The sequence below is a fragment of the Martelella alba genome (genome assembly GCF_006516955.1).
In the GTDB taxonomy this organism is placed as follows: Bacteria; Pseudomonadota; Alphaproteobacteria; order Rhizobiales; family Rhizobiaceae; genus Martelella; species Martelella alba.
Genome location: NZ_VHLG01000012.1, coordinates 194032 through 205691, shown reverse-complemented (window position 1 = coordinate 205691; position 11660 = coordinate 194032). Strand labels below are relative to the sequence as shown.

The window sequence follows — 11660 nt, the reverse complement described above, 5'->3', positions numbered from 1 at the left end:
CACGATTTCGGATATTTTTGTCCGATTTCGCTTGACGTTCGGATAAAAATATCCGACATTCAAATCATCGAAACGGAGAGGGAAATGGACAAGAGAGATCGCTTCATCGCCGAACTGAAACAGGAGGCAAAGGCCAGAGGCCTCGACTTCCGGGTCAACAAGGCGAAGGGCAAGGGCGGACACGCAACCATCTATTTCGGTGACCGCTTCACCACCCTGCCGAGCCGGGAAATCGATCCCAAGACGGCAGCGAAGATCAAGAAGGCGCTGGGGATCAACTGATCCCCTCACCTCTCCTGTCCAGAAGATGAAAGGCAAGACAACATGAAGACTTACGCTTACGCAGCAACATTCGAGCCAATGGAAGAAGGCGAAGGCTTTGTCGTCAGCTTCGAAGATATCCCGGAAGCCATCACCGAGGGTGACACCATGGCCGAAGCGCGCGACATGGCGGCCGATGCGCTCGGCGTTGCCCTGCTCACCTATCTTGAGCTTGAACGCCCCCTGCCTGAGGCAAAGGCGTCCGGCGAGATGATCATGCCGGAACCGGAAACCGCCCTGAAGATCGCGGTTATCGAGACCTTTCGCGCAGCCGGGATCACCCGCAGCGAGCTTGCCCGCCGCATTGGCAAGGATGAAAAGGAAGCCCGCCGCCTGCTCGACCCGGACACCCGCACCAAGCTGCCGCTCATGGTCGCCGCCCTTGAGGCCATGGGCCAGCGCCTTGTCATCGGTCTGGAGGCCGCAGAGTAGGAGAGTGGTCATGCTGCCTCTCCATATTCCTGCTCAAGGGCTGCGCCGCCCCACTGTGCCGCCATGGCAGCCGCGATACCGGGATAGGTACGCGAGCGCAGTCTGGCGCGATCCTGCCCTGGCGAGGCACGATGGACGATGGACCATTTCTTGTGTTCATCCGTGCGCGGCCTCGGCGGGACAAGCCTGTTTGTCTCGACCAGCGGATCAAGCCCACGCAGATAGAAAGACGTGGCCTTGAAGGCACGATCACCGAACCACCAGGGCTGAACCGTCTGCGCCGGTTTCTGATAGCCGTCGATCCGCTCTTTTGCATATCGATGCATGATCGGGTTTTCGACAGCGATGCGCTTGATCGGTGCATTCCAGCAGGCCGAAAACAGCGCCGCCCCCTCATCCAGCAGCTGCCACATGATCGCCGGCTTCTCTTCGCGCGAGAATATCGGCCACAAGGCTTTTTCGTCCGCCGTTGCTTCATTTGGCACGTTTCTCGGCGGCTCTTTCAGCCAGCGGACACCACTGTTGCAAAGACGCGTGCAAGGCGGATGCATGACCGCCAGAAGATCCCAGCCATCAAGCAGGATATCCCGCACATCACAGATAACATGACGGTTACTGCGATCTTCCGAAGGCAGCAGATCGCAAGACCAAACATCATGACCGAGCGCATCGAAGGCACGGCGCACAACGCCTGAAGTCTCGCAACCAATCAGGACACGCAGCGTCTTCATCGGCCCTGCTCCAGCAGTTCCTCATGTCGCTGATTGATCAGTGCTATGCCTTCGCTGCGCAATGGCTCAGGCGCACGCAAGAGATCGCTCAGGCGGCAGTCGAACTCACCAAACACACAGTCTTCCCATTCGGTTTCAAGCTGAACAAACTTTCCCGTGAGAAGCTCTTCGGGTCGATCATTGGTCAGTGCCATTTTCCGGCCCTCGCATGTTTCGGTGTTTCTTGGTTTTCAGGCTGATTGGCAGACTCCTGTCTGCGCGCATCGACATCTGGAAGCTGATCTCGTTTCGCGATCAGCTCTTCGATCCGCACAAGCCAGTCTGATGGCGCAGTAATCAGTTCACGCGCCGCCCAGCGCTCAGTGCAGATGCGCTGCAAGAAGCGACTTTCGGCCGTTGAACTGTGCCAGCAGGCAATGTGAAGTGAACCTGACGGGATCGCGGCAATCGCATCAGCGTCCGAAGCAATAGCGGCCCATTCCGGCAGGCCGTAAAGGCCACAGCCGAAAACAGACAGGCAGGCCCAGACCGCATCGTCCGTAACAACATAGAGCCGAGGTCTGCTCATAGTCATGATCCCTCCTGGACTAGTACGCTTGAAGTTCGGCGGGAGACTATGTCATAGCTTTTGGAGAAGCGTTGGAACTGGGCACAATGAGCATGAAGCCAAATTTGAAAACTGACGAAAAGACCTGGCAAGGATGCCTTGGTTTTGTTGCGATGCTTTTCGCAATTGTAGTTGGCGTTGGAAGCATAATCCTCAGCTTTGGCTTTGGTTTGAGCTGGGCTAGAGTCAATAAAGATCACGTTGCTATTTTGAAAGACTACCTTTTGATCGCAGCTGGCCTCACAACCTTCGCCACAATCATTTGGCGCGGTATGATGACGGATCAGCAAGTGCGCATTCAACGTGAACAGGTAGACACGCAAATTAATCAGCTTGAACGCCAGAGAGAACAGGTCGACCAACAAAGAGAACAGGTTGAATTGCTTCGAAGACAAATCGACTCTAGCAACGCAGCTCGATACATTGACCTTCTCGCTGAAGGCACAAAACTGCTCGAGGCTGAAGGAGCACATCAAAAGATCGCCGGCGTCGCGATCCTCCGCGAAGTCATTTGTGGGCTGGACTATGAAGTTCTTCGCAATCCGGCCATGACTTTGATCGCTTCCGAATGGAAAGAGAACTACAAAAGTGCTGCAGACCTGCCCTATCTCAAACTCATCAAAGATGCACTTTCTGAGGGAATTAAACTTGGCGCCCGATCCAACATTTCCGCAGTATTCGAAGCTCCGAACGACAATTTCGAGTGGGTTTTGGTTGAAGGGTTCGCATCCCAATCTTACAGCGGTGGTATTATTACGAACGAAAATAGACCTCACATTTCCACAATAATGCAAGAGCCGAAAATTAGTTTTCGTAACGTGAAAATATATAACGGTAAAATCGACACAAAAGAAGCAACTTTTAGTGACTGTTATTTTATTAAATGCAGATTTAAAGAAATAAGAATTGACGATATTAATGAAAACTATTTTTGTGATTGCGATTTCAGCGGGTGCAATTTTATTTTCTACGAAAGATTTACCGATACGTCTTTCATATCTGCAAAATTCAAAAATTGCTATTTCATATACGAAAATATACCTAGCTTGATCGTTCTGACATCTGATGAAACAGAATTCACCTCCATGGATTGGTCCAGTTTCCTCTCGGCAAGAGAGAGCTTTGACGATTTCATGAATGTCGATTGATATCCTCTCCGTTATGTTCATCTCCCCCTCCCCGGAAAGACAACTCGAAAGTGATGCGCGCACCAGCTTTGGCCAGGCATCGTTTCGGCCGCACAGCACGGAACATCAAGTCCGTCCGCCGCATCAAAGGCGACCAGCGGAAACCGGCACTCATGGGCGCCGACATCGACAAATCTCTTCGAAGGGACGCCCTCGATTGCGTGTACCGATAGATCGCGCCGCGTGCCTGAAGCCGTCTTCTGGCGAAATGAAAGAGCAAATGACGCCATGCGTGCCGTGGGCTTCGTGAACTTGCGAACCGGCTCAGGCTTTGGCTTTTCGTGCTTCGGGAAGAGATCGGGCCGGCGCTTTGCCAGCATGCCAACCGTCGTGCGGTCACAGCCAAGCACATCGCCAATTTCGCGATAGCTCTTGCCGGATTTCCAGAGCGAAACTGCCCGCTGGCGCTTGGCATCATCCCAGGCAAACCTATCCGCATAGTTTTTCGCGCGGGCTTTGGGTTTCTTCGCTTCGACAGGCTTTGCTTCAGTCTTGGCCCGTGCGGCTGCCTTCGGGAAGAGGTCGCGACGGCGATTGGCAAGCCCTGCAACTGAACCACGACTGACGCCGAATCTCTCCGCAATATCGCGATAGCTCAGGCCACTGCGGCTAAGCTCGGCTGCCGTCTGAATATTCTTGTCGGTCCAGATCATGCGCCGACACCCCATGTCTCACAGGCAAAGGGTTTGTCATTCGGGTAGTCGCTGCCGCCGCAGGTCTGGCAGAAATAGAATCCGCAGCCATAGGAGATCTTGCAGGGCTTGGAAGCTTTGCTTGGCGATTGCTGCCCATTTTGGGTGTCATGTTCTTTGGCAACAAGACGAGATGTGGCCATGCTCATACCCTCCCCAAGAGCTCGATAAGGGCACGGGCCATTTTGTCACCATGACGCTGGATAACCTGGCGCTCAGCATCATCCACCGAGCCGTCATCGGCCAACGCGTCATGCATGGCCTTCTGGAAATTCGAGAAGGTCAGCCCGATTGATGAAATATCGCGGAAGGCAAGCTTGTGTCCTGCATCCTCATCGGCAGCTCGCACAAGGCGGAACCCCTGCAGGCGCGCCAGTTCAGAAGCAATGATAGGCGCCCCCGCCTCCAGATCCGCTTCAAGCGCGATATCGATCGGAACGAAGGTCTCGGTATGGTCTTCACTCGCCAGCCCATATTTCGAAAGCTGCGCGACCGAGACCCGCGTGACATGCGCGAAGCTGTCGCTGCCGCCAGCCGCCTTAATCGCACGGCGCGTTGCCGCTTTCAGTTTCTTGTCGTTTTCGTCAAAAATTGCGCGCACGTATCCCTCCCTGAGAATTCAAGGAAAACTTTTCAGAAAAATCTTCGGTGATTGGCGGAAGGACCGCCGCTATGGTTCTTGCATCAGCAGCAGTGAAGGCGGATCGCGCCGCCTGAATTGATGTTGCTGCATTGCCGTCGCAACATTGAAGCCCCGGCAGCACACGATGAAGGCACGGTAAGCTGCCATAGCCTCGAAAGAAGAAGGCGTGTCATGTCTGACTGCAAAATGACAAAAAAACTGATCCTGAACTTCGCGGTTATCGAGCATCTTCATTTTGCAACCCCAACCCGCCCTTCATCCAATACGAGGAGGATGCGATTGAAAGTCGAAAGGCTAATCGTTTTCCCGGACCTCAGTCTGGCAACCAGCTTGCCATCATTGACAACTCTCTTCCCGAAAGTCGTTTCAGCAACACCAACCTCTCGACAATAGGCCTCAATCTTTTTGAGCAGTTCATCCATATCCATCATGCGGACAACGTAATGGGCAATCGCCCATTTGGCAATGGGAAATAACCCCCGTGACTAATCTTTCTGATTTGGGCAATGTCCCAACCATGAACAATGACTGGAAAAAGCGCATTGAAGCCGCCCTTCAGGCGAAGGGAATGAGCATGAAGGCTGCGTCCCTGAAAGCCGGACGCGGCGAGACATTCGTTCGCGATATGCTTAAGAGGAATCGTGAGCCATCATTCGAGAACCTGAAGGCTCTGGCTCGTGTTCTCGATATCGATGAGGCCGACCTGGACAATGCGCCACGAGGAGGATTCGAAATTCCGCTAATGGGATATGTTGGAGCCGGCGCGCAGATTGAACCTGATTTCGAACAAGTGCCCCCTGAGGGTCTTGAGCAAATCACCATGCCACTACCCATGCCCGCTGATATGATTGCGTTTCAGGTCCGGGGATCTTCGATGCTTCCAGTCTACCGCGATGGTATGGTTATCGTGGTTTTCAAAGATCAGAAGCGCCCTATCGAATGGTTTTTCGGCCGTGAAGCCGTCGTAAGAACCGCAGATGGCAGACGTTTTATCAAGACAATTATGCGCGGCTCCCCAGTGACATTGACCTCATTCAATGCAGCCCCGATCGAGGGAACCGAACCAATCTGGCTGGGCGAGATTTTCGCCATCCTCCCGCAAGAGTCTTTGGGGAATGGCTATCACTAATATATGCCTTTCTTGCTTTTCTAGATCCTGTTGATGGCCCGTTAGATCGGGCCATTTTTTTGCCCAGTGAAGGCGCGCAAAATCTCACATTTATAAAGTGGGCTATTTCCCATTTACAAATGGGCTATTGCCCGTTACCCTTTCCGTCATCGGGCTTACCTCCCGCCCGATATCCCCGCCCGTCACCGGACTGACCACCGCACCAACGTGCCGGCCGGTGGCGGGCACTGAGGAAAGGCTAGTGGCGATGACAAGACAATTCTCTCAATGGCGACAAGCCAAAGGCACGCAAGGCGGTGACGCATGACGCACCGCCATCCTTTGACCGCAGCGGATTGCCGCTTCATGGCCCGCCTCGCATTGGCATTCATTGTGCCGCTGTCTGCCTTCGCCATCGTGCTTTTGATCCACCAGCTTTTCGCCCTTGAGGCGGCACTTGCCGCAGCAGCAGGAGTTTAGAATGGAGCTTTCCTTCACCCGACTTGCGCCGGAACCCGTCCACTCATTCCGACCCAATGGCAGCCGCATGGACCTGCTCGCGCCAGCGGTCGAGGAGGTCAACTTCGTTGCGCTCGGCGATGCACTTTCCAAAATCGCCCGCTTCAATGGCCGCCATAATGGACCGGCCTATTCCGTTGCGCAGCATTGCGCCATGGGTGCCCGCGCCATCCTGAACGAAGGCGGCAACGACGTTTCGGCGGCGCTGTTTCTGCTCCACGATGCGCATGAAGGTCTGTTCGGCGATATCGTGACGCCGGCACAGGACGCGATTGCCGCGATCTGCGACCAAGCCAAGCCAGGCACCGGCAATGTGTTCCGTAGCAGCCTCAGGAGACTGAAAGACGGCTGGGACGATGCCATCTATCGCGCGGCCGGTCTGCCGTCGCCTCAGTTCTGGACAAACAGCCAGCGCCATCTGGTCGAGACCATGGACCGGCGCATGCTGCGCGAAGAAGTACGCGCGCTTTTCGGCGATACCGCCGCGAAGCGCCTTCCCCGAACAGTCAAACCTAAAACCAGGGGCGCTGTGACGCCATGGCCAGCGATGGCTGCCGCCGACGAATGGTTCAGCCTTCTACGCCAACTGATTGGCGACGATCACGCTCTGGATGCATCTCACGCCGCAGCAGCACATGCGGCCCTCAACAGCCTCTGAAGGGAGAAGAATATGGCCGGATCGGTCAACAAGGTCATTCTGATCGGTAACCTCGGCGCGGATCCTGAGATCCGCAGGACACAGGATGGACGCCCGATCGCCAATTTGCGCATCGCCACCTCGGAAAGCTGGCGCGACAAGCAGACCGGCGACCGGAAGGAACGCACGGAATGGCATCGCGTCGTCATCTTCACCGAAGGCCTGTGCGAGATCGCCGAGCAGTATCTGCGCAAAGGCGCAAAGGTCTACATCGAAGGCCAGCTGCAGACCCGCAAATATCCGGGCAATGACGGTCAGGACCGCTATGCGACCGAGGTCGTGCTTCAGGGCTTCAATGCCGTCCTGACCATGCTCGATAGCACCGGCGGAAACCGCCCGCCACCCGCGTCAGATCCATCCGATTACGGGCATGAGCGCACGCGCTCAGGCGCGACAACGCACCAAAGCCCGCCCGATCTTGATGACGACATTCCGTTTTGAGGAGCGAGACCATGACCACATTGCCGCATAACCGAAAGCAGCGTGCCAGCCCGGCGACAGTTCGCTCGTACCTGAAGGTTGCGCGCGAAGCCGGCCTGACTGTGGATAAGATGTGCATAGACGGTGGAAAGGTTGAAATCCACTTTGCCGATCTGGAGAGCCCTCGAAGCCCGATAGATGATGGGGATCTTGAAAAATGGTAGGTCATGCAATGAAAGTCGATTTCCCCGGACTTATTCGCGAAGAGCTTCCCAGCGGCAATTTTCGCTACCGCGTGCGCCCGGAGGGAAACCCGAAGCGCAAGATCAAGATCCATTGCCAGCCGGGGGATGATGACTTTCAGCGGCAATATCTGGCGGCCCGCCGCGGCGAGAAACCGGAGCCGCTGCGTCAGGCATCAGACTATGCCAAGCCAAAATCAATCGGGTGGCTGGTCAACAGCTACCTCGAATACCTCGCCAAGCGCGTTGAAGCTGGCACGACAAGTGCAAAGACTCTGAAGAAAAAGAAAAACCTGCTTGCCCGGCTGCTTAAACGCCCCGACCGGGTGATGCTGATCCCTCAGGAAAAGCTGATCGAGATGCAGGACGAAATGAGCGCCACGCCTGCGCAGGCGGACGCCTTCATCGCAGCCATCGGGGTAATGTATGACTGGGCTGCGAAGCGGCGCTATTTGTCGCAAAACCCGGCACACGGCATTGAGAAGATCTACATCAAGGGCAGCGGGTCCACCCCATGGAAAGCGACTGACGTCAAAGCTTTCTTTGCCAAACACAAGCCTGGGACAAAACCACATGTCGCCATGTCTGTTCTGCTTTGGACAGGCTGCCGCATCGAGGATCTGACAATTCTCGGCCGTCGTCATGAATGCATTCTTGACGGGATCGAAGCCATCCGCTTCACGCCGTGCAAGAAGGGGTCGACAGAAGTGACGATCCCCATGCTGCCACCGCTGAAAGATGCCACGCGATCGATGAAGGTCGAAGGCATAACCTACGTGCTGGGGCGCGGCGGGAAGCCGTTTGCCAGCGGCGACAGCATGTCCGCAATGTTCAAGCGATGGTGTGTTGATGCCGGATTGCCACATCTTTCCGCACATGGCGTTCGCAAGGGATTGGCTGAATTGCTCGCAGAACTCGGATGCAGCCAGTATGAAATTATGGCCATCCTTGGCCATTCAGAAGCCAAAACAAGTGAGATCTACACCCGCCGAGTCGAACGCTGGAAACTGGCCCTGACGGCCATGGACAAGGTCAACCTGTCCCACGCATGGGTTTGACGTGGTACACAACGCGCGCCAAGCACTTGAAATTGCTTGTTTTTATAGGGCGGTGTGGTGCCGCTGATAGGACTCGAACCTACGACCCCATCATTACGAATGACGTGCTCTACCAACTGAGCTACAGCGGCAATCAATGCAGAGGGGCTGTTACAGGGAATAGGCGGCTTTTTCAAGCGCATTCCCCCATGAAAGTGAAAAAAAGCAGATCAGCGTCGCAACGAAACGAGGATCGACAGGATCTGCGGCAAGACAACACGCGAGAGCGCCGATCTGGTTTTATCAGATCGAATTGAAGCCGAGAGCATCGAGTGGTTGGCCGACATTGCCCGATGCGCCGGGCCCTTTCATTTTGGCGCGTCGGGTTTTCAAAAAGCCGGGAACCAATTCCCCGCCCGGCGCTCTACCTGCGATGGCGCATGGCGCGCGCCGAAACGATGCAGGCCGACAGGATCAGTGCGCTGCCGGCAAGGGTCGCTGGCGTGGGGATTTCACCAAAGAAGAGAAAGCCGAACAACCCGGCCCAGACAAGTGCGGTATAATCAATCACGGCATAGACAGAGGCTGGAATACGCGAAAGCCCGGCGATCAGCAACAGATAGCCCACCGCACCAAACAGGCCGATCAGCGCAATCTGCCAGTAGAGCCCGGCATCGGGGCTTTGCCAGAAGATCGCCGCCGTCGGCAAGGCAAACAGGGCGGCAAAAGCGCTCTGCATCATCGAAAGGGCTGCCGGATGATCGCGGGCCGAATCAAGCTTCATCACCAGGGCACCCGCCGCATAGGTGAGCGGCGCCAGAAGTGCCGCCAGAAGCGGCGCGAGGGAAACGGCATCGTCCGCACCGCCGCCGTCGCGGGCAAAGGTAATCACCCCCGCTCCCAAAACCGCCAGCACCACAGCGCCAAGCGTTGCCGGCGCCAGGCGCTCCTTGAGAAAGAAAGCCCCCATCAGCGCCAGGTAGATGGGGGACGTCATGGCCAGCGCCAGCGCCATGACAAGCGGCAACCTGGCCACGGCATAAAAGAACAGCATTGCTGTCACCGCCATCAGAAAACCGCGCAGCGCATGGCTCTTCATCTGCCCCGGACGAATGCCGCGCTTAAGAACGAAGGCCATGAAGATCACAAGAAACAGCGCCGAGCCAGATGTGCGCAGAAAGACGACCTGGAAGCTGGAAAGCTCTGCCCCAAGGCTCTTGGCAAGCGCATCAACGCCTGAAAAAAACAACGTCGCCACAATGGCAAAACCCGCCCCGGAAAGGCCTGAGACTGAAGGCGGTGAAACACTCATGCGGATGCACCGAACCCGGCAATGGCGCTGCGGGGCAACGTAAAAGCAATGACTGCAAAGACTTTTCCCACTATCTCCCCCTCTTTAACTGGCGATCGTGGCGCGCACATTACCCGTCAGCCATCCGCCCGCCAACGGCAAAATCACCCGGCGATCCATTGGGATGGCTTGGCCTTGAGGCGATTTTCTGGCAAGCCGGGATTTGCCGGTGCCAAGCGCCCGCTGCCTGTTCAAACTGATCCGAGGAAAAATAATGGCCAAGATGATCCACGCGATGATCCGCGTTCTCGATGAAGCGCGATCGATCGATTTCTACGACGTCGTCTTCGGGCTGAAGCCTGTCGACCGCTATCCCTTTGACGGGTTCACCCTGATCTATCTTGCCAATGAAGAAACAGGTTTCGAACTGGAGCTGACCGTCAACGAAGGTCAGAGCGCGGCCTATGAGCTGGGCAACGGCTATGGTCATCTGGCCGTGTCGGTTGACGACATTAATGCCGAATATGAACGGCTGAGCAAGATCGGCCTGCCGCTCGGCAAACTCGTCACCATGGAGCGCGAAGGGGCAGACTTTGCCCGCTTCTTCTTCATCACCGATCCCGACGGCTACAAGATCGAGGTGCTTCAGCGCGGCGGACGCTTCCAATAGAGGCCGGACGTTCCGGGCGCTATAAGCCAAGCCGGGCGAGAACGAAATCGGCGCGGGCTGCAATATCCGTTTTCGGCAGAGGCACAACCTCATAGCCGAGCGCAGGATAGAAGGCGGCCAGCCGCTGATATTCCTCAATCGCCGATGCAAGCCCGTGGCGACGTTCGCCATCCTGCGCATAAATCTCCGGCCAGGGCGGTGCCATGAAGACCTGCCGGTGACAGAAATGGCGTTGGGCACGGGCAATATCCGCCGCCTGCCCTGTCGCATGGCTGAGCGCTGAAATGGCATCGACAAGACCGCGGTCGAAGAAGACGGGACCGGCAAGCCGTGTTGCAGCCGCGTAATCTGAAAGCGCGACGGCAACCAGCCTCAGGGCAAATCCGCTTGGATTTTTCCAGGGCAGATTGGCGCCGTCGCCGGATATTTCCGCAGCGACGATCCGCCGTCCGGGTTCGCTCACCGTGTTGAAGCCACGCGCGGCAAGGGCGTCAACAAGACTTGACTTGCCACCGCCAGAACAGCCCGAGATCAGGATAAAGCGATCCATCACAGAATTTTCCGTCCAGGAACCGATCAGCTGGCCCCCTTGCAGACAATGCCGGGATCGCCCTCACCCTTGCGCAGATCGTAAAGCGTGGCGTCATTGCCCTTGGTCCACCAGACGTAAAAGCCGGAAACATAGCGCGCGCCCGAGGCTGCGATCGCCTCCGAGGCAACCATGAACTGATCATCGAAGGCAAGCGTTGCAAGATGGACATCGCCGGCATTGATATAGTGCACCTTGACCGAAGTGCCGCTGCAATCGTAATCAGCATCAATCGTATCGGCCGTGACACCGGCCGGCAGAGGAATGGAGATTGCGTCTTCGGCAAGCGTCGGCGCGGCAGCCAGAAGCGTGAGGACAAGGCCGGAGCCGGCCAGGGCGAAGAAGGGTTTCATGCGCGTCTCCTTTGGGCCGGCGATTAATCCGGCTGTCTCCCGTTACTTTGATTTTCGGAAATGGCAATTCACTGCCATCCCGATTGATCTTGCTCAAGGCCGGAGCCAAGCCTTAGCCTTA

The 11660-nt window shown here is 56.2% G+C and carries 21 protein-coding genes and 1 tRNA gene; 10 read left to right on the top strand and 12 right to left on the bottom strand.

The genetic code is table 11. The features are described from left to right. Positions 1 to 84 precede the first annotated feature (84 nt). Together FJU08_RS17485 and FJU08_RS17480 are read left to right on the top strand one after the other, a co-directional pair. The gene (locus FJU08_RS17485) at positions 85 to 282 is read left to right on the top strand and encodes a hypothetical protein (RefSeq protein ID WP_141150314.1); all 198 of its coding nucleotides are present in this window, start codon (positions 85 to 87) and stop codon (positions 280 to 282) included. Positions 283 to 324: 42 nt separating this feature from the next. Continuing rightward, positions 325 to 753 (top strand): type II toxin-antitoxin system HicB family antitoxin, encoded by a 429-nt coding sequence (locus FJU08_RS17480; RefSeq protein ID WP_141150313.1) that lies wholly within the window; start codon positions 325 to 327, stop codon positions 751 to 753. Between the two features lie 8 nt (positions 754 to 761). Here the strand turns inward: FJU08_RS17480 and FJU08_RS17475 are convergent, their stop codons facing one another. The 3 genes from FJU08_RS17475 to FJU08_RS17465 are packed head-to-tail and all read right to left on the bottom strand — an operon-like array spanning position 762 to position 2058. Next, positions 762 to 1484, bottom strand: coding sequence for a hypothetical protein (locus tag FJU08_RS17475; RefSeq protein ID WP_141150312.1), 723 nt, complete (start codon positions 1482 to 1484; stop codon positions 762 to 764). After that, a complete protein-coding gene (locus FJU08_RS17470; RefSeq protein WP_141150311.1) occupies positions 1481 to 1678 on the bottom strand; it encodes a hypothetical protein in 198 nt (65 codons plus the stop codon). Before FJU08_RS17470 ends, FJU08_RS17475 begins: the two co-directional genes overlap by 4 nt. Continuing rightward, positions 1669 to 2058, bottom strand: a complete 390-nt coding sequence (locus FJU08_RS17465) for a hypothetical protein (protein WP_141150310.1) — start codon at positions 2056 to 2058, stop codon at positions 1669 to 1671. The genes FJU08_RS17470 and FJU08_RS17465 overlap by 10 nt, the downstream gene beginning before the upstream one ends. Before the next feature lie 65 nt (positions 2059 to 2123). Between FJU08_RS17465 and FJU08_RS17460 the strand changes: the two genes are divergently transcribed. Next, entirely contained in the window at positions 2124 to 3239 is a 1116-nt protein-coding gene (locus FJU08_RS17460; RefSeq protein ID WP_141150309.1) for a hypothetical protein, read from the top strand. 17 nt (positions 3240 to 3256) lie between these two features. Here the strand turns inward: FJU08_RS17460 and FJU08_RS17455 are convergent, their stop codons facing one another. From FJU08_RS17455 to FJU08_RS17435, 5 genes are all read right to left on the bottom strand, one after another. Beyond that, positions 3257 to 3931, bottom strand: a complete 675-nt coding sequence (locus FJU08_RS17455) for a GcrA family cell cycle regulator (protein WP_181409901.1) — start codon at positions 3929 to 3931, stop codon at positions 3257 to 3259. Next, positions 3928 to 4113 carry a hypothetical protein gene (locus FJU08_RS17450; RefSeq protein ID WP_141150307.1) on the bottom strand — a complete coding sequence of 62 codons (186 nt, stop codon included), beginning with the start codon at positions 4111 to 4113 and terminating at the stop codon, positions 3928 to 3930. Before FJU08_RS17450 ends, FJU08_RS17455 begins: the two co-directional genes overlap by 4 nt. Before the next feature lie 2 nt (positions 4114 to 4115). After that, a complete protein-coding gene (locus tag FJU08_RS17445; RefSeq protein ID WP_141150306.1) occupies positions 4116 to 4571 on the bottom strand; it encodes a hypothetical protein in 456 nt (151 codons plus the stop codon). 69 nt (positions 4572 to 4640) lie between these two features. Continuing rightward, positions 4641 to 4847, bottom strand: coding sequence for a hypothetical protein (locus tag FJU08_RS17440; RefSeq protein ID WP_141150305.1), 207 nt, complete (start codon positions 4845 to 4847; stop codon positions 4641 to 4643). Further along, a complete protein-coding gene (locus FJU08_RS17435; RefSeq protein WP_141150304.1) occupies positions 4844 to 5035 on the bottom strand; it encodes a hypothetical protein in 192 nt (63 codons plus the stop codon). The genes FJU08_RS17440 and FJU08_RS17435 overlap by 4 nt, the downstream gene beginning before the upstream one ends. A 59-nt stretch (positions 5036 to 5094) precedes the next feature. Here FJU08_RS17435 and FJU08_RS17430 point away from each other — a divergent pair, with 59 nt between their 5' ends. The 6 genes from FJU08_RS17430 (at position 5095) to FJU08_RS17410 (ending at position 8657) form a co-directional block, all read left to right on the top strand. Further along, entirely contained in the window at positions 5095 to 5742 is a 648-nt protein-coding gene (locus tag FJU08_RS17430) for a LexA family transcriptional regulator (protein WP_141150303.1), read from the top strand. 303 nt (positions 5743 to 6045) lie between these two features. Continuing rightward, entirely contained in the window at positions 6046 to 6201 is a 156-nt protein-coding gene (locus FJU08_RS22815; RefSeq protein ID WP_181409900.1) for a hypothetical protein, read from the top strand. 1 nt (position 6202) lies between these two features. Continuing rightward, on the top strand, positions 6203 to 6898 hold the full coding sequence (locus tag FJU08_RS17425) for a hypothetical protein (RefSeq protein WP_141150302.1): 696 nt from the start codon (positions 6203 to 6205) through the stop codon (positions 6896 to 6898). 12 nt (positions 6899 to 6910) lie between these two features. Next, the gene (gene ssb / locus FJU08_RS17420) at positions 6911 to 7378 is read left to right on the top strand and encodes a single-stranded DNA-binding protein (protein ID WP_141150301.1); all 468 of its coding nucleotides are present in this window, start codon (positions 6911 to 6913) and stop codon (positions 7376 to 7378) included. A gap of 11 nt (positions 7379 to 7389) precedes the next feature. Further along, positions 7390 to 7581, top strand: a complete 192-nt coding sequence (locus FJU08_RS17415; protein ID WP_141150300.1) for a hypothetical protein — start codon at positions 7390 to 7392, stop codon at positions 7579 to 7581. Further along, complete coding sequence (locus FJU08_RS17410) at positions 7575 to 8657, top strand: tyrosine-type recombinase/integrase (RefSeq protein ID WP_141150299.1); 1083 nt, start codon at positions 7575 to 7577, stop codon at positions 8655 to 8657. The genes FJU08_RS17415 and FJU08_RS17410 overlap by 7 nt, the downstream gene beginning before the upstream one ends. Positions 8658 to 8712: 55 nt before the next feature. On the opposite strand, the gene FJU08_RS17405 is transcribed toward FJU08_RS17410, so the two are convergent. Continuing rightward, a tRNA-Thr gene (locus tag FJU08_RS17405) sits at positions 8713 to 8788 on the bottom strand. Positions 8789 to 9060: 272 nt separating this feature from the next. Further along, complete coding sequence (locus FJU08_RS17400) at positions 9061 to 9948, bottom strand: DMT family transporter (protein ID WP_141150298.1); 888 nt, start codon at positions 9946 to 9948, stop codon at positions 9061 to 9063. Positions 9949 to 10201: 253 nt separating this feature from the next. Between FJU08_RS17400 and FJU08_RS17395 the strand changes: the two genes are divergently transcribed. Then, positions 10202 to 10597, top strand: a complete 396-nt coding sequence (locus tag FJU08_RS17395; RefSeq protein WP_141150297.1) for a VOC family protein — start codon at positions 10202 to 10204, stop codon at positions 10595 to 10597. 19 nt (positions 10598 to 10616) lie between these two features. On the opposite strand, the gene FJU08_RS17390 is transcribed toward FJU08_RS17395, so the two are convergent. Together FJU08_RS17390 and FJU08_RS17385 are read right to left on the bottom strand one after the other, a co-directional pair. After that, positions 10617 to 11147 carry an AAA family ATPase gene (locus FJU08_RS17390; RefSeq protein ID WP_141150296.1) on the bottom strand — a complete coding sequence of 177 codons (531 nt, stop codon included), beginning with the start codon at positions 11145 to 11147 and terminating at the stop codon, positions 10617 to 10619. Between the two features lie 26 nt (positions 11148 to 11173). Continuing rightward, positions 11174 to 11539: an MliC family protein gene (locus FJU08_RS17385; RefSeq protein WP_141150295.1), complete on the bottom strand. Its 366-nt coding sequence runs from the start codon at positions 11537 to 11539 to the stop codon at positions 11174 to 11176. Positions 11540 to 11660: the final 121 nt, after the last annotated feature.

Excerpts from the sequence above, each read along its gene's own strand:
- FJU08_RS17475 (WP_141150312.1), bottom strand. The coding sequence starts at position 1,484 with ATGAAGACGCTGCGTGTCCTGATTGGTTGCGAGACTTCAGGCGTTGTG.
- FJU08_RS22815 (WP_181409900.1), top strand. The coding sequence starts at position 6,046 with ATGACGCACCGCCATCCTTTGACCGCAGCGGATTGCCGCTTCATGGCC.
- FJU08_RS17415 (WP_141150300.1), top strand. The coding sequence starts at position 7,390 with ATGACCACATTGCCGCATAACCGAAAGCAGCGTGCCAGCCCGGCGACA.
- FJU08_RS17435 (WP_141150304.1), bottom strand. The coding sequence starts at position 5,035 with ATGGATGAACTGCTCAAAAAGATTGAGGCCTATTGTCGAGAGGTTGGT.
- FJU08_RS17425 (WP_141150302.1), top strand. The coding sequence starts at position 6,203 with ATGGAGCTTTCCTTCACCCGACTTGCGCCGGAACCCGTCCACTCATTC.
- FJU08_RS17440 (WP_141150305.1), bottom strand. The coding sequence starts at position 4,847 with ATGAAGATGCTCGATAACCGCGAAGTTCAGGATCAGTTTTTTTGTCAT.
- FJU08_RS17485 (WP_141150314.1), top strand. The coding sequence starts at position 85 with ATGGACAAGAGAGATCGCTTCATCGCCGAACTGAAACAGGAGGCAAAG.
- FJU08_RS17390 (WP_141150296.1), bottom strand. The coding sequence starts at position 11,147 with ATGGATCGCTTTATCCTGATCTCGGGCTGTTCTGGCGGTGGCAAGTCA.
- FJU08_RS17450 (WP_141150307.1), bottom strand. The coding sequence starts at position 4,113 with ATGGCCACATCTCGTCTTGTTGCCAAAGAACATGACACCCAAAATGGG.
- FJU08_RS17410 (WP_141150299.1), top strand. The coding sequence starts at position 7,575 with ATGGTAGGTCATGCAATGAAAGTCGATTTCCCCGGACTTATTCGCGAA.
- FJU08_RS17470 (WP_141150311.1), bottom strand. The coding sequence starts at position 1,678 with ATGGCACTGACCAATGATCGACCCGAAGAGCTTCTCACGGGAAAGTTT.
- FJU08_RS17400 (WP_141150298.1), bottom strand. The coding sequence starts at position 9,948 with ATGAGTGTTTCACCGCCTTCAGTCTCAGGCCTTTCCGGGGCGGGTTTT.
- FJU08_RS17395 (WP_141150297.1), top strand. The coding sequence starts at position 10,202 with ATGGCCAAGATGATCCACGCGATGATCCGCGTTCTCGATGAAGCGCGA.
- ssb (WP_141150301.1), top strand. The coding sequence starts at position 6,911 with ATGGCCGGATCGGTCAACAAGGTCATTCTGATCGGTAACCTCGGCGCG.
- FJU08_RS17480 (WP_141150313.1), top strand. The coding sequence starts at position 325 with ATGAAGACTTACGCTTACGCAGCAACATTCGAGCCAATGGAAGAAGGC.
- FJU08_RS17385 (WP_141150295.1), bottom strand. The coding sequence starts at position 11,539 with ATGAAACCCTTCTTCGCCCTGGCCGGCTCCGGCCTTGTCCTCACGCTT.
- FJU08_RS17455 (WP_181409901.1), bottom strand. The coding sequence starts at position 3,931 with ATGATCTGGACCGACAAGAATATTCAGACGGCAGCCGAGCTTAGCCGC.
- FJU08_RS17465 (WP_141150310.1), bottom strand. The coding sequence starts at position 2,058 with ATGACTATGAGCAGACCTCGGCTCTATGTTGTTACGGACGATGCGGTC.